The 21,459-nt window shown below is 45.8% G+C and carries 24 protein-coding genes; 13 read left to right on the forward strand and 11 right to left on the reverse strand.

Features of this window, described 5'->3' with window-relative positions:
• Positions 1 to 168 precede the first annotated feature (168 nt).
• The 5 genes from ACEW9J_RS14985 to ACEW9J_RS15005 all read left to right on the forward strand — a co-directional run bounded on the left by ACEW9J_RS14985 (position 169) and on the right by ACEW9J_RS15005 (position 6,373).
• Complete coding sequence (locus ACEW9J_RS14985) at positions 169 to 1,506, forward strand: D-alanyl-D-alanine carboxypeptidase (RefSeq protein ID WP_373545914.1); 1,338 nt, start codon at positions 169 to 171, stop codon at positions 1,504 to 1,506.
• 66 nt (positions 1,507 to 1,572) lie between these two features.
• Entirely contained in the window at positions 1,573 to 1,830 is a 258-nt protein-coding gene (locus ACEW9J_RS14990; protein WP_373545915.1) for a hypothetical protein, read from the forward strand.
• 50 nt (positions 1,831 to 1,880) lie between these two features.
• Positions 1,881 to 3,245 carry an AAA family ATPase gene (locus tag ACEW9J_RS14995; protein ID WP_373545916.1) on the forward strand — a complete coding sequence of 455 codons (1,365 nt, stop codon included), beginning with the start codon at positions 1,881 to 1,883 and terminating at the stop codon, positions 3,243 to 3,245.
• A 2-nt stretch (positions 3,246 to 3,247) separates the two neighbouring features.
• Positions 3,248 to 4,135: a ParB N-terminal domain-containing protein gene (locus tag ACEW9J_RS15000; protein WP_373545917.1), complete on the forward strand. Its 888-nt coding sequence runs from the start codon at positions 3,248 to 3,250 to the stop codon at positions 4,133 to 4,135.
• Positions 4,136 to 4,333: 198 nt separating this feature from the next.
• Positions 4,334 to 6,373 (forward strand): substrate-binding domain-containing protein, encoded by a 2,040-nt coding sequence (locus ACEW9J_RS15005; RefSeq protein ID WP_373545918.1) that lies wholly within the window; start codon positions 4,334 to 4,336, stop codon positions 6,371 to 6,373.
• A 9-nt stretch (positions 6,374 to 6,382) separates the two neighbouring features.
• On the opposite strand, the gene ACEW9J_RS15010 is transcribed toward ACEW9J_RS15005, so the two are convergent.
• Positions 6,383 to 7,003 carry a DnaJ domain-containing protein gene (locus tag ACEW9J_RS15010; RefSeq protein WP_373545919.1) on the reverse strand — a complete coding sequence of 207 codons (621 nt, stop codon included), beginning with the start codon at positions 7,001 to 7,003 and terminating at the stop codon, positions 6,383 to 6,385.
• 139 nt (positions 7,004 to 7,142) lie between these two features.
• Here ACEW9J_RS15010 and ACEW9J_RS15015 point away from each other — a divergent pair, with 139 nt between their 5' ends.
• Positions 7,143 to 7,892: a 16S rRNA (uracil(1498)-N(3))-methyltransferase gene (locus ACEW9J_RS15015; RefSeq protein ID WP_373545920.1), complete on the forward strand. Its 750-nt coding sequence runs from the start codon at positions 7,143 to 7,145 to the stop codon at positions 7,890 to 7,892.
• Between the two features lie 289 nt (positions 7,893 to 8,181).
• Here the strand turns inward: ACEW9J_RS15015 and ACEW9J_RS15020 are convergent, their stop codons facing one another.
• Positions 8,182 to 8,949, reverse strand: coding sequence for a Uma2 family endonuclease (locus ACEW9J_RS15020; RefSeq protein WP_373545921.1), 768 nt, complete (start codon positions 8,947 to 8,949; stop codon positions 8,182 to 8,184).
• Between the two features lie 267 nt (positions 8,950 to 9,216).
• Here ACEW9J_RS15020 and ACEW9J_RS15025 point away from each other — a divergent pair, with 267 nt between their 5' ends.
• The 3 genes from ACEW9J_RS15025 to ACEW9J_RS15035 all read left to right on the forward strand — a co-directional run bounded on the left by ACEW9J_RS15025 (position 9,217) and on the right by ACEW9J_RS15035 (position 12,263).
• Positions 9,217 to 10,569: a MurT ligase domain-containing protein gene (locus ACEW9J_RS15025; RefSeq protein ID WP_373545937.1), complete on the forward strand. Its 1,353-nt coding sequence runs from the start codon at positions 9,217 to 9,219 to the stop codon at positions 10,567 to 10,569.
• Positions 10,570 to 10,630: 61 nt separating this feature from the next.
• Positions 10,631 to 11,350 carry a phytochelatin synthase family protein gene (locus ACEW9J_RS15030; protein WP_373545922.1) on the forward strand — a complete coding sequence of 240 codons (720 nt, stop codon included), beginning with the start codon at positions 10,631 to 10,633 and terminating at the stop codon, positions 11,348 to 11,350.
• A gap of 100 nt (positions 11,351 to 11,450) precedes the next feature.
• The gene (locus ACEW9J_RS15035; protein WP_373545923.1) at positions 11,451 to 12,263 is read left to right on the forward strand and encodes a type 1 glutamine amidotransferase; all 813 of its coding nucleotides are present in this window, start codon (positions 11,451 to 11,453) and stop codon (positions 12,261 to 12,263) included.
• Positions 12,264 to 12,631: 368 nt separating this feature from the next.
• Here the strand turns inward: ACEW9J_RS15035 and ACEW9J_RS15040 are convergent, their stop codons facing one another.
• The 7 genes from ACEW9J_RS15040 to ACEW9J_RS15070 all read right to left on the reverse strand — a co-directional run bounded on the left by ACEW9J_RS15040 (position 12,632) and on the right by ACEW9J_RS15070 (position 16,756).
• A complete protein-coding gene (locus tag ACEW9J_RS15040) occupies positions 12,632 to 13,126 on the reverse strand; it encodes an anti-sigma factor (RefSeq protein WP_373545924.1) in 495 nt (164 codons plus the stop codon).
• A 117-nt stretch (positions 13,127 to 13,243) separates the two neighbouring features.
• Positions 13,244 to 13,909, reverse strand: coding sequence for a sigma-70 family RNA polymerase sigma factor (locus ACEW9J_RS15045; protein WP_373545925.1), 666 nt, complete (start codon positions 13,907 to 13,909; stop codon positions 13,244 to 13,246).
• Positions 13,910 to 14,038: 129 nt separating this feature from the next.
• Positions 14,039 to 14,566 carry an FKBP-type peptidyl-prolyl cis-trans isomerase gene (locus ACEW9J_RS15050; protein ID WP_373545926.1) on the reverse strand — a complete coding sequence of 176 codons (528 nt, stop codon included), beginning with the start codon at positions 14,564 to 14,566 and terminating at the stop codon, positions 14,039 to 14,041.
• Between the two features lie 100 nt (positions 14,567 to 14,666).
• A complete protein-coding gene (locus ACEW9J_RS15055) occupies positions 14,667 to 14,990 on the reverse strand; it encodes a phasin family protein (protein ID WP_373545927.1) in 324 nt (107 codons plus the stop codon).
• Between the two features lie 119 nt (positions 14,991 to 15,109).
• The gene (locus ACEW9J_RS15060) at positions 15,110 to 15,472 is read right to left on the reverse strand and encodes a hypothetical protein (protein WP_373545928.1); all 363 of its coding nucleotides are present in this window, start codon (positions 15,470 to 15,472) and stop codon (positions 15,110 to 15,112) included.
• Between the two features lie 151 nt (positions 15,473 to 15,623).
• Positions 15,624 to 16,181, reverse strand: a complete 558-nt coding sequence (locus ACEW9J_RS15065; RefSeq protein WP_373545929.1) for a rhomboid family intramembrane serine protease — start codon at positions 16,179 to 16,181, stop codon at positions 15,624 to 15,626.
• Between the two features lie 107 nt (positions 16,182 to 16,288).
• Positions 16,289 to 16,756, reverse strand: a complete 468-nt coding sequence (locus ACEW9J_RS15070) for a GNAT family N-acetyltransferase (protein WP_373545930.1) — start codon at positions 16,754 to 16,756, stop codon at positions 16,289 to 16,291.
• A gap of 247 nt (positions 16,757 to 17,003) precedes the next feature.
• On the opposite strand from ACEW9J_RS15070, the gene ACEW9J_RS15075 reads away from it, so the two are divergent.
• On the forward strand, positions 17,004 to 18,485 hold the full coding sequence (locus ACEW9J_RS15075) for a glycosyl hydrolase family 57 (protein WP_373545931.1): 1,482 nt from the start codon (positions 17,004 to 17,006) through the stop codon (positions 18,483 to 18,485).
• A 51-nt stretch (positions 18,486 to 18,536) separates the two neighbouring features.
• On the opposite strand, the gene ACEW9J_RS15080 is transcribed toward ACEW9J_RS15075, so the two are convergent.
• Positions 18,537 to 18,788 (reverse strand): hypothetical protein, encoded by a 252-nt coding sequence (locus ACEW9J_RS15080; protein ID WP_373545932.1) that lies wholly within the window; start codon positions 18,786 to 18,788, stop codon positions 18,537 to 18,539.
• Positions 18,789 to 19,294: 506 nt separating this feature from the next.
• The gene (locus tag ACEW9J_RS15085; RefSeq protein ID WP_373545933.1) at positions 19,295 to 20,254 is read right to left on the reverse strand and encodes a tyrosine-type recombinase/integrase; all 960 of its coding nucleotides are present in this window, start codon (positions 20,252 to 20,254) and stop codon (positions 19,295 to 19,297) included.
• Between the two features lie 31 nt (positions 20,255 to 20,285).
• On the opposite strand from ACEW9J_RS15085, the gene ACEW9J_RS15090 reads away from it, so the two are divergent.
• From ACEW9J_RS15090 to ACEW9J_RS15100, 3 genes are read left to right on the forward strand one after another with little or no spacing between them, the layout of a single operon-like run.
• Positions 20,286 to 20,519 (forward strand): hypothetical protein, encoded by a 234-nt coding sequence (locus ACEW9J_RS15090; RefSeq protein ID WP_373545934.1) that lies wholly within the window; start codon positions 20,286 to 20,288, stop codon positions 20,517 to 20,519.
• Between the two features lie 5 nt (positions 20,520 to 20,524).
• Positions 20,525 to 20,869: a hypothetical protein gene (locus tag ACEW9J_RS15095; protein ID WP_373545935.1), complete on the forward strand. Its 345-nt coding sequence runs from the start codon at positions 20,525 to 20,527 to the stop codon at positions 20,867 to 20,869.
• Complete coding sequence (locus ACEW9J_RS15100; protein ID WP_373545936.1) at positions 20,839 to 21,015, forward strand: hypothetical protein; 177 nt, start codon at positions 20,839 to 20,841, stop codon at positions 21,013 to 21,015. The genes ACEW9J_RS15095 and ACEW9J_RS15100 overlap by 31 nt, the downstream gene beginning before the upstream one ends.
• Positions 21,016 to 21,459 lie beyond the last annotated feature (444 nt).

The following is a 21,459-nucleotide window of genomic DNA, read 5'->3' on the forward strand; positions in this document are numbered from 1 at the left end:
TCGCTTGCTCATCCACCCGACTACTCGCCAAGAGCTGCGCTTGTTGGATTCTAGTCGGGTGGAATCGTTTGCTCACGCGCCTTTCATCCCACACCAAGCGGGTACGCTATGGTGTGGGGATTCCCATCTGGGTAGCTAAAAGCTTCTGTCGAGTTTCAACTGTTTAATATGCTGCAATTAGTTTCTTCTGGACTTGTGGGAATGTGGTTAAATTTAGCTGGCGCAAATATCCCCCCAGCATCATCTCTAGCGCAAGCCGTTACCTGGCAAGGATTGTCGTGGCTCAATCCGCCACATCCAGTCGAACCAGGTGTCAAAAAGACCGTCGCACAATATCTCCAAACCCTCAAAACACAGGGTTTAAATCCCCAACAGCAGTCAATTTGGCTCCAAACCGACAGTAATTTGCTAATCGATCGCAATGGCACAATTCCGGTTTCTGCTGCCTCCCTGACCAAAACAGCCACTTCTCTAGCAGCAATTACGACATGGGGATTGGACAAAAAGTTCGAGACGATCGTCAGTGCCAGCGGTAAAATTAGTCAGGGCACATTACAAGGCGATCTCGTCGTGCGGGGTGGTGGCGATCCGTTATTTGTGTGGGAAGATGCGATCGCACTGGCTCACAGTTTAAATCAACTTGGGATCGATCGAGTTAGCGGCAATATTTTGGTGGTAGATAATTTCCACATGAACTACAAAGTCGAGCCTCAAACCGCCGGGGAATTACTCAAACAAGCCTTAACTGGGATCGATCTCCCACCTGCACTGCTGGCTACCGATTTTAAAGATGTCAATATCGTCAAACTACCAACCGCACCAACTGCAACTACCACCATTCCCCACGTCAAAATTGCTGGAAAAGTCATCGTTGTGAGTGAATCACCCGCTGTCACCCCCCTAATTCGCTATCAATCGCTCCCATTAGTCGATATCGTGCGGCAGATGAATATTTACAGCAATAACGAAGTTGCTCAAATCCTCGCCGACGGTGTGGGCGGAGCCGAGCAGGTGATGAAGATCGTCTCGACTACCGCCAAATTTCCGCCAGCCGAGATTCAACTGATTAATGGTTCCGGCTTGGGAATCCAAAATCGCCTCTCGCCCCGCGCCGTCTGTCAAATCTTTCGTACCCTCCACCAAACCCTGCAACCCTTCAACCTGAACCTTGCAGATATCTTTCCGGTAGCTGGAGCGGAATATGTCGGTACGCTCAAACAGCGAAATTTGCCTGTAGGTACGACGATCAAGACAGGTACTCTCAATGAGGTTAGTGCATTAGGGGGCGTATTGCCAACTCGCGATCGGGGATTAGTCTGGTTTGTCATCCTCAACAAAGGTACTCAAATCGCCCAGCTCCGCCAACAACAAGATACCTTATTACAATCGCTGCTCAAGGAGTGGGGACAAGTCACACCCACACCACTAGTTGTCACCAAACACGATCGCGCTCCAGCATACTTTGGCGATCCCGATCGTAACATAGCCATCGCACCAAATCCCTAACAACACGCGATCGATCTGACACTCCTCAGGGGCATACTAAGCACAATTACCGTAATAGTTAAATCTATGCTACTTACTATATTTGCGATGACGATCGATGCCACGATGATTGAGTCATTCTCACCTATGATGATGGACGGTACTCATTTACACAGCTACTTCGAGCTTGGTACCCACGGATTAATTCTCGCCCAACAATTCCAAAATGTCGATCTGATGGCTAATGTGCAAAATGGTTGGACGGATTTTCTCAAAACTGGCAAAGCTGGTGCTTTAGCGATTGGGTTGGTAATGGGATATACAATCCGAGGAGTTACTAGTTAATTGATAATTGATAATTAATAATTGGACAGAGATTCCATCAGAGGTTAATATTGAGTTTCAATCCCGAACTATGTCGGAATGAAAGCGAAGTCGAAAGTAAACTTATCGTTCAATACTTACTACCAAAATTAGGTTACGCTCCCGATACATGGCATCAGCAAGTAATGTTTGGTAAGATTCGACTCGACTTTCTCATTTTCACCCAAAAACTACCATTAAGATCGAACGATCGCTATCCATTATGTTTAGTTATCGAAGCCAAGCATCCGCAACAGAATTTAGACAAGCACGTTTATCAGCTCCAAAACTATTTGACTAAGTTAAATATTGCTTACGGCTTATTGACAAATGGCAAACAATTAAGAATTTATCAGCAGGTATCTGGCTCGGCTCGACTCATATTTCAATGTGCGGGCAAAGATATTGACGATCGATTAGCAGATATAATTAAACTAATCGGACGCGATTACCTGAAAGAAAGACTGGAACATCAGTTATCATTACCACGAACGGCAATTACTACTTCTCCTAAAATATCATCAATGAAAACTATTGCCATCTATCATAATAAAGGCGGTGTCGGTAAAACTACCGTCTCTACCAATCTTGCAGCAGCCTTTAGCAAAAAAGGCTATCGCACACTTTTAATCGATATTGATGGTCAGGCAAATAGTACATTTGCTACTGGCTTAATTAAGTTTCAATTTGAAGAAGACGATGATATCCGAGAGCGAAATATTTATCATGCGATCGCCAGTAGCGATCGTAATTTTATTGAAGAGCTAGTTCGCAAATCATCATATTTTAACGATCCAGAAATTGATGTAGTCCCTTCACATATAGATCTAATTAAGTACCAAGAAATCCTCACAACAAAGATGGCAAGTCGTAACAGACTACTGACAAAGTTGAAGCGAATTGAAAATAGCTACGATCTAGTGATTATTGATACCCCTCCTTCTCGTGATATCTATGCAGAAGCTGCTCTAATTACTGCTGACTATTTAATTATCCCATCCGATCTCAAGCCATTTGCCAATCAAGGATTACCAACAGTTCAAGAATTTATTACGACTATTAATGAAAATCGAGACACTTTTGGTAAGCAACCGCTGAAACTACTAGGAGTATTAGCATCTAAAATATCTACAAATGCTCAATATCTCAAGTATAGTTTTCCTAAACAAAGAGCTGTAATTACCGAACGATATGGAATGCCACTAATGGAAGCGGTAATTTACGATCGAACAGCTTTATCTACCTGTTTCAATCAAACTATCATCGTTGGTGATATCGAATATCCTCATCCACAGTCTATTTTTAAATATGCAGATACACATAACGGTACATCCCAAACATCCGCACTTGAGTTTGAAGTATTAGCAGAAGAAGTTTTGAATAAAGTTAAATTTTAGCAATGATTAAATGTTACTTTATCGAAGTTGCCAGCATTAGATCGAATCAGCCAAGATCTAATTTTCAAGAGTTAGAGATAGAAAAGTTAGCAGATTCAATTCTAGAAACTGATGCACTGATTCGCCCCTTGATTTTACAGGACACTGGTAATGAAGAATATACTGTAATCGAGGGGCATTTAGAATATTATGCGGCGATTAGAGCCAGAGAGAAAAACTCACTCAAAGCAGAGGAAGTAAATGCTTTTATTATTCCTGACAAAGCACAAAGCTCGGCAATTGAGCAGCTTTCTATCTGCAATAGTAATCTCTTAGCAACAACAAAATATTTACCGATAGCTACTACAAATAATTCAATTGATATCGATTTAGTGGTCAGCAAATTATTATCAGAAATATCGGGGGCTGTAGGATTGCAGACAAAACCAATTTTAGATAGACTTGCTAAACAAGAAAAAGTTTTAGATTTGCTTGAAATTCAACAGTCAGAGCGAGTAATATCATTAGCCATGCAGCAGCAGTTGCAATCGATTTTAGCTCAACTTGCCGAACACAAGCTAATTTTAGATGCGCTTAAACCTAGTAAAGCAGTTAAAACTCATGGTGTTAGTAAAAAACTATTAGAGTTTCGTGCATGGTGCGAACAGCGGAAAGATCTGACTCAATTAGCTAGTACTCTCAATCTAATTAATACTCTGAGTCAAAAAGAGCTTGTGCTGAGAATGAAGCAATCGGCAATATCCAACGCTGAAAAATTAGCACATAACATCATTGACAAGCGTAATACTCAAATCGATCGAAAATTTGACACATGGGAAACGCTCATTGCTATCGAAGGCATTGGCTTAGGATCTAAAACAATCCAGAAAATTATCGATAATTTAAAATAATCTAGTTCGATCAATCTTCAAACTAAAGATGTCAACTAACAAAATATATCTAAACAAACCGAAAAACACATCCACCATCCACCATCCACCATCCACCCACTCCCCTAAATATCTAATTTGACACAGGTTAGAAAGTAGATTAGCCAAAGCGATACAATAAAGACATGTGAATACCTTCTCACCTCAAATTAAGGTTGCATGAGTCTCTGTATCAATCCTCAGTGTCTGCAAACGGAGAACTCCGAGCGGATGCTATTTTGTCAAAACTGTGGCTCAGAACTGCTCCTAGCAGGCAAATATCGAGTCGCCAAATTAATGAGCAACAAAGGCGGCTTCGGGGATACCTATGAAGTTACGGAGCGGGGTGTACTCAAAGTCTTAAAAGTCCTCAAAAGTAATAACCCTAAAGCGATCGAATTATTCGATCGAGAGTATAGAGTACTAGAAAGCCTAACTGGTGAAGGTATTGCTGGTATCCCCCTGGTTGAAGATTTCTTTTTATACTTTCCCAATGGCTCCCAGATAGCTCTACACTGCTTGGTGATGGAGCGGATCTTTGGGATGGATCTAGAAGAATATACCAAAATAACCAAGCGATCGATCGACCAAAAAACCGCGCTCGGCTGGCTGTCTCAATTAACTCAGATCCTCCATGAAATCCACCGTCGGGGCATCTTCCACCGCGATATTAAGCCCTCAAATATCATTCTCCAACCCGATGGGCAATTAGTCGCGATCGATTTTGGTGCAGCCAAACAAGCAGCAAATATGTCCGCCCAAGCTACGCGGATTTATACCCCTGGTTATGCGGCTCCAGAGCAGATGCGGGGGGAAACTTATGCTCAATCAGACTTCTTTGCTTTGGGGCGAACTTTTGTTTATTTACTAACCAATAAAGAGCCGATAGATCTTTACGATCCCGATCGCGATCTCTTATTATGGCGGGATAAAACCACCAATATCTCTGCCGATTTCTTAGATTTAATCGATCGATTGATGCAGACAGATCCCCACCTGCGCCCCGATACTACCGCAACTATTTTTAGCGAAATTGCCGCTCTAACTCCAATCGTCACCCGTCACACAGGCTATCCGCCCCTCCAAACCCCCACAAACCCCAACTCGCTCACCCAACCACTCCAGCCTACCGCCGCCATTACCACTCCCATATTGCCAAAATTATCGCAGTCCAAATTACCCCTCTGGCTGGCATTGACTGCACTCCTGCTGATATTATCCGCCGTAGCGATGTATTTTTTGGGTAATAAAAAGCAGCTAATTCCAGGAATCGCCAGTAATACTGGGGCATCTTTTGCCGACATCAAAGATGTACCCGCAGGTGTATTTAAATTTGGGGGAAGTACCACTTGGGCGACTACCAGACAGCTACAATCTTCGATCGATGCGGGGATTAAAGGCGTATTTCCTAACTTCGATCTCGTCTATACGGATGCCAATTCTCCCGATTTCAAATCGATAAAAAATGGCAAATGCGACAGCAAACCTGGTTCTAATTCAGGGATCTGTTGGTTGCTCGAAGGCGATTTAGATTTTTCTCAATCTTCCATCTCACTAGATAAATCTAAATACAAAGACGATCCACGCGTCAAAGCAAATCAACTCAAACAAGTAGCCGTAGCTAATGATGCGCTGAGTATAGTTGTCAATCCCCAACTCAATCTAGCCGGATTGACGATCTCCCAATTACGCGATATCTACACGGGTAAAGTAACTAATTGGCGTCAAGTTGGCGGCGAAAATTTACCGATAATTGCCTTTTCTCGCGCCGAAACTGCTGGCGGTACAGTTTCTTCTTTCAAGGATTTAGTATTGAAAAAAGGTGATGAATGGAAGTTTCAACAGGTTGGCAATACAACTGAAGGTTTACAGCTAGTCAAAAAAAACCTCGGCGGGATCTATTATGGTGCAGCTAAAGAAACGATCGTTGATTCTTGCAATACTAAACCCTTGGCGATCGGTAAAACCGCAGATCGCTTAGTCAAACCTTACCAAGAACCATTACAATCTCCCGCTGCTTGCAACAGGGGACAGCGCAATAAAATCGATCCAGCAGTAGTGAAAAGCCAAGCGTATCCGCTCACTCGCCAAATTTATGTAATTATCCAAACCAACGATCCCAACCGCCAAAAAGCTGGAGAGGCTTATGCAAATCTATTAAGCACCAAGCAAGGACAAAACTTACTAGAAAAAGCTGGATTCATCAGTATCGATCGCTAAAATCTGTACCTAACTTAACTGAGTAATCCGATTGAATACTCGATCGACTTCTTGCCATAATTGGCGATTGAGAGGATCGACTTTCAGAGCTTTCTTGAGATAAATCCGCGCCTTGTCAAATTCGCGTCGCTGCACCAATTGATGCCCATACTGAGAATAAATAATTCCTTGCCATTGGCAAACCTGTCGATCCTGTGGCGAGTGATGAGCTAAACTCTCAATTAACACGATCGCTTTTAAAAACTGTTGTTGCTTTACTAATGACTGTAATTCATAATATAACTGCCACTTTAACTCTTCCTCACTTTTACTCGGCTTGGTAGTTGCTGGTTGAGGCGCAGCACGCTGAGTGACTTGAACAGTGGTATTTTTAGGGTTGGTGGATGTCGATCTAGCCGTACGTGTTTGGGTTTGACTCTCCAGTGGAGTAGCGACATTCACGAGTAAAAGCTGATAAGCCTGATTGAGCGTAATAAAGCGTTGATGTGCTTCCAGATCGCCTGGATTGAGATCGGGATGCCATTTACGGGCTAACGATCGATATGCCGCTTTTAACTCATCGATCGAGACACCTCGACAGATGCCTAATAACTGATAGCACTGGTCTAAATTGGTGGTAGATGCAAGCATGTATTTACCAAAACGCTAGGATTGGACATTTTGAGTAATACCCTGTCAGTATTCCCCGTAATTCGATCGAAGTAGCATAGGTATATCTTACACGAAAAACATATTGTAATCAACTACAAATCGCGATCTCTAAAAAACCTTGCAGCGCATCACCATTACCCCCAGCCAAATCCACGCCAACTACATCGCGATCGAACCCGCACAATATCACTACCTCACCCGCGTCATCCGCCTCCAAACTGGTGCCCAATTTCAAGCCATCGATGGCACTGGAACACTCTATCTCTGTGCGCTAACCGCTCACGGCTCGACGTACGCCGCCGAAATTATCCAAACAATTAGCCCAACCGGAGCAGCCGAGCAGCCCGATCTCGATCGCCAAACCATTACCCTGATTTGCGCGCTTCCCAAAGGTAATAACTTCGACGATATCGTTCGCGCCTGTACCGAGCTAGGCGTAACCACCATCATCCCCGCCCAAAGCGATCGCACCCTCCTCAATCCCAGTCCGCAAAAGCTCCAGAGATGGCGCAAAATTGCCCAGGAAGCCGCCGAACAGTCCGAGCGACTCACCATCCCCACAATTGCCGAACCACAGCCATTACCGACCATTTTCAGTCAACTGCCGATCGAGAGTTCCAAATATCTATGTGAAGCCAGAGGAGAATATCCTCACCTGCTGAGTTGTCTCCAATCCAACACACCCATCCCTACCCAGATTATCCTCGCGATCGGCCCTGAAGGCGGCTGGACGGATGCAGAAATAGATTTAGCGATCGAGTATAACTTTCAACTAGTATCCCTCGGACGGCACATCCTCCGCACCATCACCGCCCCAATTGTCGCCCTATCGATCGTTACCGCCACGCGTTATACAGTTGACAGTTGAGAGTTGACAGCGATTCGGAGAGGCTACGCCAACGAGACAATCCACCTCAAAGCAGGGGGTTCAAACCCCTGAGCTGTGGTAATCGATTAGGCAGAGCCTACGCTGTGCCTACGGCAGGCTAACACCTAACGGTGGGCTACGCCAACGCCAACGCGAACGATCGGCATGATAGCAGTCGCCAAGGTTGCTAAGACACTGTATCAGTCCGCGAAGGCGGACTTTGCAACACTAGCGGCGATTTCAATCGCTGGAGTGTCTTAACAGCCTTGGCGACTGCTATAAATTGGGGCTAAATGTCTGCTGGATCGATCCCCATCTCCCTGAGCCGTTCCGCCAAGCGAACACTTTTTTCTTCCGCTTGCTCCGCCCGTTGGCGTTCTTGTTCTACTAACTGACGTTCTTGTGCTAGTAGCTCACTACCCCAGAGGAGTAGGTTCCCAGCCCGATCCCACCACCGCAGCCAACAACCATCATATTTAGATTTTTTACCGAGCCACTCACCCAAAAACAAGCCCAAGGATTCAATCCAATAGTGTCGATTTTCATCGGGTGATGCTAGTTGATACTTCCCATCTACCAAGTGATACACCTCTAACACTCTGAGTTGGGGATGAAAAATCACATAAGTCGGCACTTTTAAAATTTGTTCGTAAAAGTACCACTTACCATATGGATAATGCGGATTGAATGAATATTCGCCACCTTCGGTAGCCGAAATAAACTCCATCACGATGCTGGGACGATCTCCCTCAGCGCAAGGAGTGTAGCTGCGGCGACTTTCACCATTTGGGAAAGGTTTAGTCGCAGGTACATAAACCCAATCTGGAGCCTTGACGACAGTTTTCCCATTGACTGTGGCGCAGATACCAAAGTTAGTGGCAATAATTACAGATTCGAGTAGTAAGCCAGCTAGCTCTAGAGACTCGCGTAGAGCAGCCGCCAGGAGGGGTTGAAGATTGCTTTCCACTGGTTCGTCAGGTAGTTCAAAATCTGGAGGGAGTTTTTCCCAAGTGACGGTAGGTGGGAGCTGTGGAGACTGAATCAGTAGGATAGTCATATTCAGAGGCGATCGCTAGCTGCAACCGAAGTCAGAATGATGTGCTTAGATCTCTACTTTAGCAGTTAATCCCGTACCACCCAGATCGAGATCCGCTTCACCATCCACCATTCACCATCCACCATTCACCATCCACCATCCACCATTCACCTTATTCCGCTCTTGCCCAAACCAAAACCTGTCCCCAACTATTGATATAATGTGCAGCTTCAGGTGGTGTAGTCACCCCGATACTAGTCCATCGCTGAAACAGGGTGTCAAGTGCAGATAAATTTATTAGATCGAGTCAGATTGGGAATTGCGGTATTTGCAGCCAAAACAATTACCTCGACAATTCGGACATTCAAACTAGGTGCTGCGAGTGTCCTCCCTGGTACCATCGGTAAACGGCTTCATCCGCAGATTTTAACCATGCTTTCCCAGCAGATTAAGTATGGGGTAATTGTTGTCGCCGGAACTAATGGCAAAACTACTACCTCACTCCTATTGCGAGGGATCTTAGAAAAAGATGGCTGGAAGGTAGTTCATAATGAAGCGGGAGCTAATTTAGTTAATGGTTTAATTACTACACTACTAGAACATACGAGTCTGACAGGTAAACTCAAAGCAGACTATGGCATTCTCGAAGTAGATGAAAATGTCATCCCCCTAGTATTACCCCAACTAAAACCCAAATATATTCTCGCCCTAAACTTATTTCGCGATCAACTCGATCGATATGGCGAAGTCGATACAATTACCTACCGTTGGCGCAAAGTAATTGCCGAATTATCCAGCGATAGTATCTTGGTTGTCAATGGCGACGATCCAGCTCTGGCTTATCTAGGACAACAATTAGAACAGGGTGAAAACCCCAAACAAGTTAAATATTTTGGACTGACAGAACCAGCATTATACCTAGACAAAATGCCCCACGCGGTAGATTCGATCGACTGTCCGAATTGCGGCACAGCTCTCGATTACAAAGGCTTTTATCTATCCCATCAAGGCGACTTTAATTGCCCGAAATGTAGCTTTACCAAAAGTAAACTCTCGATCGATAGTAAAGAATGGCCGCAGGTACTCATCGGCGTCTACAATCAATACAATACCCTCGCCGCCATCACCACAATGGAATCGATCGGGATTAGTAAACCAGTTATCCTCGATACAATTAGCACCTTCCAAGCTGCATTCGGTCGCTCCGAAGAACTAGTATATAAAGGTAAAAAAGTCCGAATTTTACTAACTAAAAATCCCGTCGGGATGAATGAAACCATCAGAGCGATCGATCGAGTCAAACAAACAGGCGGTAGCTCCGTTAGTTTAATGGTACTGAACGATCGTACCCCAGACGGTACCGATGTCTCCTGGATTTGGGACGTAGATACCGAAAAATTCGTCAACTCCGGCGGCACAATTGTCGTTAGTGGCGATCGAGTTTACGATCTGGCATTGCGACTAGAATACAGCAAAACAAATCTCGATTCAGACTGTAAACTAATCGTCAAAGAAAACCTGCAAGAAGCGATTGATACCGCCCTAGAACTCACCCCACCTAACGAAATCCTCCACATCGTCCCCACCTACTCCGCCATGCTAGAAGTCCGCGAAATATTGACAGGTAGAAAAATTCTCTAAACATAAACCTCCGACAAGCACCAGCAACCCCTCCGCGCCCTTTATGTTAAAACCACAATCAATGAAATCTAAAATTTTCTGGAGCTGCTTACTATCTACCCTCACCCTATTCAACACTTCTAAAATACTCGCTCAAACACTACCATTATCACCCCAACTGATTCCATTCAGTTCTAATGAAGGCGAACAACTATTGGTCGAGAGTAATGCCAAACAAGATTATTTCTTATTGAGCAATCAATTTGTTACCCAAATAAATCAGGCTTATTGTGGAGTAGCCAGCAGCGTGATGGTATTAAATGCTTTGGGATTGCCTGCTCCAGAATCCACTCAATACAAACCTTTTCGCGTCTTTACTCAGGAGAATTTCTTCGAGCGGGCGGAAACTAAAAAAGTGATATCTCCCGAGCTAGTTTCGCGGCGAGGGATGACGTTAGCGCAGTTGGGAGACTTATTGAGCAGTCACGGTGCAAAAGTTGAGGTTTACTATGGTTCGGATGTCAATCTAGAACGATTTCGATCGCTCCTAGTGCAAAATCTATCGAAACGAGATAATTTTGCGATCGTTAATTACTTACGAAAAACCATCGGACAAGAGCGTGGCGGTCATATTTCACCCATCGCCGCCTACAATCAACGTACCGATCGCTTTCTAATTCTAGATGTTTCTCGCTACAAATATCCCCCCGTCTGGGTCAAAACAGTAGATTTATGGCAAGCGATCGCTACAGTCGATACTGATGCTGGTAAAACTAGAGGTTTTGTCTTGGTAACTAATTAGGTTTTAGGTTTTAGGTTTTAGGATACTTGGCATCCTTCATCTATCCACCATTCACCATCCACTATCCACCATTCACCATCTACCATCTACATACACCCCTATGACCCGATCGCTATCACTAAAAATCGGCTGGCTCTATCCTACCCTCATGAGCACCTACGGCGATCGAGGCAACGTCATCGCCATCCAACAACGCGCCCACTGGCGGGGAATTAACGTCCAAATCATCCCCTACGATCGCGATTCCCCTCCCGACACGATCCACCAAGTCGATGTCATCGTCGGCGGCGGTGCCCAAGATCGCCAACAAGAAATCGTCATGCGTGACCTCGCAGGTGCCAAAACCGCCGCCATCAAAGCTAAACTAGACGCAGGCGCACCAGGCGTATTCACCTGCGGCTCCCCCCAACTACTAGGAAGATTTTACGAACCAGGATTGGGTGAAAAAATCGAAGGCATGGGCATCATCGATCTCGAAACCAAACATCCAGGGATCGACACCCATCGGTGCATTGGCAACGTCGTATTCGAGATTACCGCCACCAGACTCGCCGCCGAACTTACCGAGCTGCTAGGGGGTCAAAAACCGCTGATCGTCGGCTTTGAAAACCACGGCGGTAGAACCTATCTCGGCCCAAATGCCGAAGCTCTGGGCAAGGTCATCAAAGGGTATGGAAATAACGCCACAGACGGCACTGAAGGCGCATTTTATCACAACGCGATCGCCACCTACTCCCACGGCCCACTCATCCCCAAAAACCCCTTCATCGCCGACTGGATGATTAAAACTGCGCTCCAAGCCAAGTATCAAACCGAAATAAATCTCACCCCACTCGACGACAGTTTAGCCGATCGAGCACGAGCAGCAATGCTAAAACGATTGAACATTAACCAGTTGACAGTTGACAGTTGACAGGCGATAACTAGCCAGAAATGGCGATCGCCTGCCGATCGATTAACCTTCAACTAAAATCTAAAATGGAGCGAATGCCGCACTAAGCTACCCACAAATCGATCCTTACGCAGGGGAGTTTGAGGGGCGGCGTTCCGCTCCTCAACGGGGGGTCTGGGGGTCGGAACCCCCAGATCCGGGTTCTGCCCCCACTAGAAAAATCGCCACCCACAAGTTCTCTTCATTTGCCGATTGGCTAATTACAAGCATACAGACATGAAGCTCAACCAGAACACCTTCCCCTAAAAAATGCGGCATCCTCATGGACACCGCACCTACGCTCAATTGCATCGATCTAATCGGGAAAACTCAACCCGTGACATTTAAAATTAATCTGCATTAACCTCAGGCGAAGACATGGGTAATTCGATGACTCGATCGCCCTTAGCGGGGATCGCCAAAATCGGATCGTTCAATGCCACCATCATCGGTGCGGGGATATTGGCTTTATTAGCTGCATATTGGAGTTGAGGATTATCGCCAAATAAGCCACCTATTCCAGTTACAGCCGCCACTAATGTAGCCGCGATCGCCCCACCGCCAATCCAGCCGAGTTTCCGATTGCGCTGTCGATCGAGTTTAGCAAATACTCCCGCCGACAAAGCTTCAGCAGACTGACTACTCGGTACCACCATGCGCGGAAACGCGTGCTGCATTTTTTGGAGTTGGCGATACTTGTTTTGGAATGCAGCGTCATTGGCTAGCAACGCTTCTACTTGTTTTCGTTCGGTAGGTTTCACCTCACCATCTAGATAGGCACTGAGCAGCTCAAACCGTTCGTCCAAAACGGCTCCAGATTGCTCCCCATCGAAATTGTCTGTCATGCTCCGATCCTCAATTCTCCTGTGTGTGCCCCAGATCTAAGTAATTCTTAATTTTAGCAAACCGATCGCCAGCTAAATCTAAATATATTGCTAATATTCCCAGTTAGAGAAACTTAATTACGATTCAAAATAACCAGTTAACTGAGACTGCAATCCTGCTCTTGCTCTAGCAATCCGCGATTTTACCGTCCCGATCGATACTCCTGTCACATCAGCAATCTCTTCATACGACAACCCTTCGATTTCCCGCAGGACGATGGTGGTGCGAAAAGCTGTGGGTAAAGTGGCAATAGCCACTCTCAACTGGTCGTAAAATTCCACCGTACTCAGATGTTCTGAGGGGTTGGGTGCATCCGATGCGATATCCCAGTCGATCGATCCATCCCCAACATTAATCGGTGCATCCAAAGACAGTGGCGGAGCTACCCGCTTCCGTTTTCGTAGCTCATCGTAGAACAGATTGGTAGCAATCCGACTCAACCACCCCCGAAACTTTTCGGGTTCATTGAGACTTTTAATATTTTTGTACACCCGAGTCCACACTTCCTGAGCCAGATCCGCTCGATCTTGCCAGTCTGGAGCCAAGTGATACAAAATCCGATCCACATGAGACTGATGCCGACGCATTAGTTCGGCTAAAGCTGCTCGCTCTGTCCGTAACCCAGACTGAGCGAGCAAAATCAGCTCATTGTTCGGTAATTTATCTAATTTAGCTACTTGCACTCTGGTTCGAGGGAGGTTTTCCTCAAGCTGGGACCAAGATATGGAAAGTGATTGACTCATGGTGACTAGGGTTTACGCAAAACATCCTCTCTCTCCATGACAATCATTGAGCGAGTGATGTTCCCAACTTTAGCTCAGGATGTTTGGAGCAATCGCCATTCATCCATCCAACCGCATCAACGCGTAGCTCTATCCCTTAATCTTGAGCAGTTCTACGTCAAAGATCAGAGTTGCATTGGGGGGAATCACGCCGCCAGCACCGCGTGCGCCATAGCCCAAATCCGCTGGGATAATTAGCTTGCGACGACTGCCAACCTTCATGGTACTGAGTCCTTCGTCCCAACCTTTGATGACTTGACCTTCGCCAATTTGAAACTCAAATGGTTGGTTGCGATCGCGGGAACTGTCAAATTTCTTACCGCTTTCTAGCGTACCAGTATAATGCACCGATACAGTCTGCCCTTTGGCTGGTGTTGCACCCGTACCTTCAGCAAGTTCGACATATTTTAGTCCCGAAGCCGTTGTAACTTGATTTTCGTTGTTCTCCATGGCAATTAACTTTGAGGGTGTGAGTGTGGACTGACTGACAACTGGAACCGATTCGGTATTGAGGGCTGCTCCCGCTGTTGCATTGGGTGTGCCGACAGCAAATTGAAATACTAAGATGAGAATACCGCATCCGAGCATTAATCCTAAACTGACTAAAATTTCTTTCATACTCAATTTGATTTGAACCACTATCTGATTATAGTCATCGGTGGTTGGTGGGATGGAGTCCTCGTTGCTGGCAGCGGTAATAATTAGCCCTCGAAATTGGCTATTTCCATGATTTATTTTCTTGGTCCCGTACCTGACGTTCGAGCCTGTCGATGCGTCCGCGCAATTCGTCCATCTCACTCTGACGCGGTACGCCTAGATCTTGCATGGTGGTCCGAATTAGCCGCTGCATCTGAAGCTCAAAGTTCGCCGGATCTAGCTTCATCTGCCCCATCAGGTCATCAACAAATGATTTAGCTTGTTCGGGATCGATCTTACCTTCTTTGACCAGTTGTTCGCTGACTTCGCGGACTCGTTCGGCAACCAATGAAGTTGTGCCGATCCCTAACGTTAAAATTTGTTGTAGCCAGTTGTTATTATCCATAGCCTATATTTCATCACTATCCCTATTTTATGCGGCAGGGCGACTTGCGATCGGGAAGATATCCGAATACCCTGCCATCGATCGGATTTCTCGAATAGACCTCCTGCCAAAGTCAGAGGTTAACTGTGATGAGAGGGTAACTCAAAAGTCTGCCCGTGCCAGTTGGGCGAGTAAATCCCAATCGTAAACTGAGAGACTGTTTCCGGCCAAATCCACCGGATTTCATTACTAATTTTTTGATGTTTTTGAATCAGACGCTTGTGGATAATCTGATTTGGACACAAAATTTCTAAGCCAGTCACCAGCGAACCTTGCTCTGTCTCCCGAAAGAGCGCGTCATCCAACAAGGCGCGGGTACTACTATTGAACTGACTATACAAAAGTCGTAATCTGTCGCCAAAAGTTTCCTCTAGATACAGATCGTCCCAATCTAAGGAGGGGTAGAATAAATAATCTTCTTCTTCTGGTTCTAGAGAATTCATACAAAAGATTTAGTGGTGATGCAACAATATTCGGTCTGTGGGGGATATTTTTGACCTGCAATTATTTTCACTGAATTTCGATCGCATTGGATCGTACTTTTGTATGATATTCGATCGTTAAATTACCGATTTTTTCCCAAATCGCTCAAGATTACCTGTCAGGTGCGACTCTAGCTGCCAAAACGCCACTCAAGAAACCAAATAGATGTCCTTCCCAAGAAACACCTGGGACAGAAGGTAGTACCCCCCATAAGACGCTACCATAGGTGACACCAACGAATAAAGCAATGATGCCAGAGCTGAGGCGGCGATCGAAATAGTAACGCGCCAGCAGAAAACCTAGATAACCAAAAATTACGCCACTGGCACCGATATGTAAGCCATTCGCCCCAAATAACCACGTTCCCAAACCACCAAGTACCATACAAATGACTGATACGATCGCAAAGTTAGTGATACTTTGAGCCATAATCAGCCAGCCGAGGACGATAAAAGGCACGGTATTGGCAATTAGGTGAGCAAAGTTGGCATGTAAGAAGGGTGAGAATAAAATTCCGCGCAAACCGATCGACTGACGGGGTAATATTCCTAGTGTATCGAGTCCACGATTGAAGACAAATGTATCGAGGATCTCCAGTCCCCACATCAACCCTACTAGGGTAATGAGGATCGAGATCTGGGTTCTAATTTCGACAACCACTCCTTTCATATTTTTACCTATGTACTGATGACGATTGATACCAACTACCTTACATATGGTAACAATTCCGCAGCGATCTGATAAAAGCCTAACGCCTAATTCCTAACGCCTAATTCCTACATCTCGCGCATCATCGAGATCGATCGAGGTTGATAGCCCAATTGCTGGTATAAATCGATCGCGGGTTGATTGTTTGTAAATACCTGTAAACCGATCTGAGTATAACCTTGAGCTTTCGCCCAAACTTGGGCATATTCCATCAAAGCGCGGCCGATGCCTTGCCGACGATAAGCAGGATCGACATATACTAGGAAAATATTCGGATGACGGATTCCCGTAACTTGATCGATGGCGATTCCCAGCCAGAGACAAGCAATCTTCCGACTGGATGTGGTAACGAACCACAAAGGTGTCTGGGCACTAAAATATCGATCGACTGTGGACTGTAGATGCCGATAGTCTTGTGGGTGGGGAGATCGTTCCTGATAAGTAGTTTGGAGAAATTTTAACAGGGTAGCGATGTCAATTGCCTGTCCTGTTATTAATTGATATGTTGCTGAATTGAGAAATAAATTGGTAGTCACAGGTAGCGCAGTAATCGATCGAATCGGGATACATTGACGAAAATGGGAAAGGTGTTACTGCGTAGGCTAACTTATTGATATTATAGGTCTAAAGCAGCATCAGTTTCGCCACGCTTGCCGATCGCTGAGGTACAGTCGGTAATCGATGCCATTCCTCAGTTACCCACAAAAGTTACGTTTCAGACTGCGGCGGCGATCTGCACGAATGTAGTTTGGTATTCTAAGAGCGTCAGATTGAGAGCCACTCATGATTTCTATCCCATCTTCCACCTTCGAGTTAGACCAAATCGGTGAAATGCCCAGCATCTGCGGACGGGAAGCGGAAATTCACGCTGCTGTCAATCATCCCGAATTGGTATTTCTCCCGACTAGCAATCTCCACTTAGCAGACATGACGGCGGGGTTTGCGTGTGCGCTCCACATGCACCAACCGACGATTCCGGCGGGCGCACACGGTGAACTCATCGGACATCTGCAATACATGTTCGAGCATCAGGGTGAAGGCGACAATCATAATGCGGGCGTGTTTGCCTGGTGCTATGCGCGGATGGGTGAGTTTATCCCTGATTTAGTCGCTGCTGGTTGCAACCCCCGCATCATGTTGGACTACTCAGGAAACCTGCTGTGGGGATTGCAGCAGATGGGGCGAAATGACGTACTAGACCACCTAAAAAAGATTACATGCGATCGACAGTACCAGCCTTATGTTGAGTGGTTGGGGACGATGTGGAGTCATGCTGTGGTACCGTCCACACCGACTCCCGATATCAAGCTCCAGATCCAAGCATGGCAACATCATTTTGCCGCGATCTTTGGGATCGAAGCACTCCAACGAGTCAAAGGTTTCTCACCGCCAGAGATGCACCTCCCCAATCATCCCGATGTCCTATATGAATATATCAAAGCTCTCAAAGAATGCGGTTATCGCTGGTTGATGGTGCAAGAACACTCCGTCGAGCAGCTCGATGGTGCCACCTTAACTCAAGACAATAAATACCTCCCAAATCGCTTAGTCGCTCGTAACTCTCAAGGCGAAACGATTAGCATCACCGCCTTAATTAAAACCCAAGGCTCGGACACAAAACTAGTCGCTCAGATGCAGCCTTATTATGAAGCTAAAAGTCGCAGTAAACAGCAACTAGGCGGAAAATCGATTCCTTGCTTAGTTACCCAAATTGCCGACGGCGAAAATGGTGGCGTGATGATGAATGAATTTCCGCGCGATTTCCCCCGCCCTTGGCAAGAAATCAAGGGTCAAAGTAATGGCGTAGTTGGCTGCAATGGGACGGAATATCTAGAACTATTGGCAACTGTCGGCATCACTGAAGCAGATTATCCAGTCTGTCAGGGAGTTCAACAACATAAAATCTGGCAACTAGTAAATCCAGCACAATCCGATACAGCATCAGTAGAAAACGCGATCGAGGCACTGAAAAAAACCGATCGTCAATTCCATATGGATGGTGCATCCTGGACTAATAATCTGAGTTGGGTACAAGGATATGATAATGTCCTGGCTCCAATGTATCAACTCAGCGCGCTATTTCATCAAAAGTTTGATGCACTTGTCGCCGCCGATCCCACTGCCACCAATCGATCGGATTATCAGGCAGCTCTACTTTACAATTTGTTGGTGCAAACTAGTTGTTTTCGGTACTGGGGACAGGGGACTTGGACTGACTACGCTCAATCACTATATCGGCGCGGAATCGCATTAGTCAATAGCTAATCGGGCTGACAGCAGGGGCGCAATTATACCTGTTGCCCCTGCTGTTAACTATCAAAGCTCTGTATCAGTATCAGGCGCGATTTCAATTCCTGACGGTTGTAGAGTTTCGGGAGTTTTCATCAAATCTTGGAAACCATGAAGTTTGATGCCCATCTGGTGAGCTGCTGCTTGTAATTCTCGCTCGAAATTAACGATATCGCCATTGTAGCCACATTGATTGGCGGCTACTTCCATGCCTTGATTTGCATTTGCTTTGGCACAATCAATTAATTCTGTACCATGAAGCGGTGTGGGGGATGTCATCAGATTTAACCTCTGAAAAAATACTAGATTGTTTATTTTTGAATCAAGAAGAGATCGAATAAATTAAATTAGGCAAGCACTCGCTTGAGAGTCCCTTAATTAACCTAACACCGATCGAGTGAATCATCCCTAAATTCAGCAATGCCGATCGTCACTATAGCAATCCTAAATCAGATCCCTAGTATTAAACCCACATTCCGCACTTCGCAAAAGTAGCATGAAAAAAGCCTGATTTTACGTTGGCTAGATCGCCAAGATACAACTATTTACAACTAGCAACATCGCTGAATCATCGAGTCTTCGCGATCGGTATTTGTCGTAAAAATTGAAGTGCGGAATGTGGGATTAAACATTGGTGCTCATGCTTGTGCCTAACACACCCTACATCAACCTAGCTTTTCATTTAGGATTGCTATATCTGGTATGACGATCGATATTCTCGCGGTGCATCAATCGATCGAGACGGTGCCAAAACTAGCTTTCGTTCAATATCAACGATCGACTAATTACACCAACTCCGCCAAAATCTTGGTAACTTCGCCTTGATGGTGTCGCCGATTGTCGTCGTACAGAGTCAAGGTATTTAGATCCGCATGACGGCTCAACTTCTGTACCCTCCGCGTATCCCCATTCGTCGCATCCAATGCCGCTGTAATCGCACTGTGACGGATGCGGTGGGGACTCATCACTTTGTAGATCCCCGCACGGGTTCCCGTCTCTCTGACGAGAGTATAGATCGCATTCCCGCTCAAGCGATGTCCCTTCGTCGCGCGATCGAGCGTACAAAATAACGGTTCACTAGTTTTGCATTTCCCCCGCAATGCCAACCACGCTTGAATCGCTTGTACCGACTGACGGCTCAACTCGATCGCTTCACGTTGGACTTTCCCCTTGCCAATAATCCACAACTTACCCCCAATCGGATCGAAATCCTTGACATTCGCCTGACACAATTCCGCCCGTCGGAGTGCGTTATCCCACAATAACCGGAGGATCGCATAATCCCGCCCCCCTTTGAGAGTCTGGCGATCGAATACCCCGATCATCCCCTGATACTCCGTCGGATTCACCCCCGATGTATCCCGATAAGTCTCCACCCTTACCCCTTCCACATCCGCCAGATCGTAGCGACACTCTCCCACCTTCCGCGCATACCCCACCAAGCTCTTAATCGCCGCCAGTCGGGTATTAATCGTCGATGGAGCTAAACCTCGATCGCTTAATATCCGCCGATACTTCAATACCAGCGTCATCGCCTGATATCGATCGAGTGCCAAAAATTCCCCGACTAACTGCGGTGTCGGCGCAGCATTAGCTACCTGCATAAAAAAGTCTACCAATGCCTTGGTATACGTCCGCCGCGTATTGGGCGAACGCCTGTCGGCGATTAGCTCCTGAAGCAAGTCCCGAGTAGCGATATCTTGCAGGGATAGGGGTGATGCAGCGATGGTGGAGAGTAATGTCAAGGTAATTAATTCTCACCTTTGAGTAATCGGGTTGCCCTCAATCTTACCCGAATACTTTGCCTACGATCGATTATCAAATATGCTAAATCGAAGCGATCGACGTAAAAGTTTATATGAAGCATACGATAAGACAGAAGATGCACTGAGTCGGAGTGCGATCGCCTATCTCCTGAGAAATCGCTGTCAAATCCCCGCTGAAACTGATGAAAACCCCAAGAAATTTCTCACATACCGCCGCAAGATTGAGAATCAAATCAAAAGCTAGTCACAATGCGAGGAAAACCCGATCGCAATGATAAGCAAGACAACTATATCAAACGGTTGCAATCTACGATCGATAAGCTGGAAAAGCCCTTCGATCGTCCTAGTAAACCTTTAGATCGAGGGCAATCGAATATTATTGTGGCAGTGAGCATGGGACTACAATCACCCATTACCGCGATCGCGATCGATCTCACGACTCAACAAATACTCGCATACCGCAGCACAAAACAATTATTAGGTGATAATTATCGATTCCTTAACCGCCAGCGGAACCTTCAAACTCAGCAAAGACACCTGAGTCATAAAGCTCAAAAAAAGGTTTGCCCCGTCAGTTCTCAAATTCAGAGTTAGGCGAACATTTAGATCGATTATTTGCCAAAGCGATTGTCGAACTAGCTCAAACTTACCGCGCTGGTAGTATTGCCTTGCCAAAACTAGACCAGATTCGCTTGAGTACCCAAAGTGAAATAGACGCAATTTTTATTAATCTTACGTAGAATAATGTATCAGGAACTACTCATCAGGTAGTTCAGCGATCGATATTATTTTTATCTGTCAGGATTTTAAAAAGTTGGATGCTCCCTCGCTACAATCCCTATTTCCTCGTTTTAATTATTTTCGCTTGTCTGAACTAGCAGGAAATCTACCAAGTCAGTAACCGCCCAGCTATGGGATACCAGATCGTAAGCGAACGAATCACAGTCAGGTCGGGCGGAAGATTACGACTAGTATTGAGTCTCTGACTTGGGTTGATGAGGAAATCTTACCCAGACTCAGCAAGACGATCGACAGATATCCCGACGCGCAGATGTATTTGACAGGATCGATCGATATTGACGACCCAGACCAGATTAACCCTCAATCTAATCCCCAACAATTAGCCACTGTCACCAAGCAGGGGCGAAAGCTAGAGTTCAATAGTTGTCCGTTGGTGCGATCGG

Source organism: Chamaesiphon sp. (assembly GCF_041737865.1).
Taxonomy (GTDB): domain Bacteria; phylum Cyanobacteriota; class Cyanobacteriia; order Cyanobacteriales; family Chamaesiphonaceae; genus Chamaesiphon.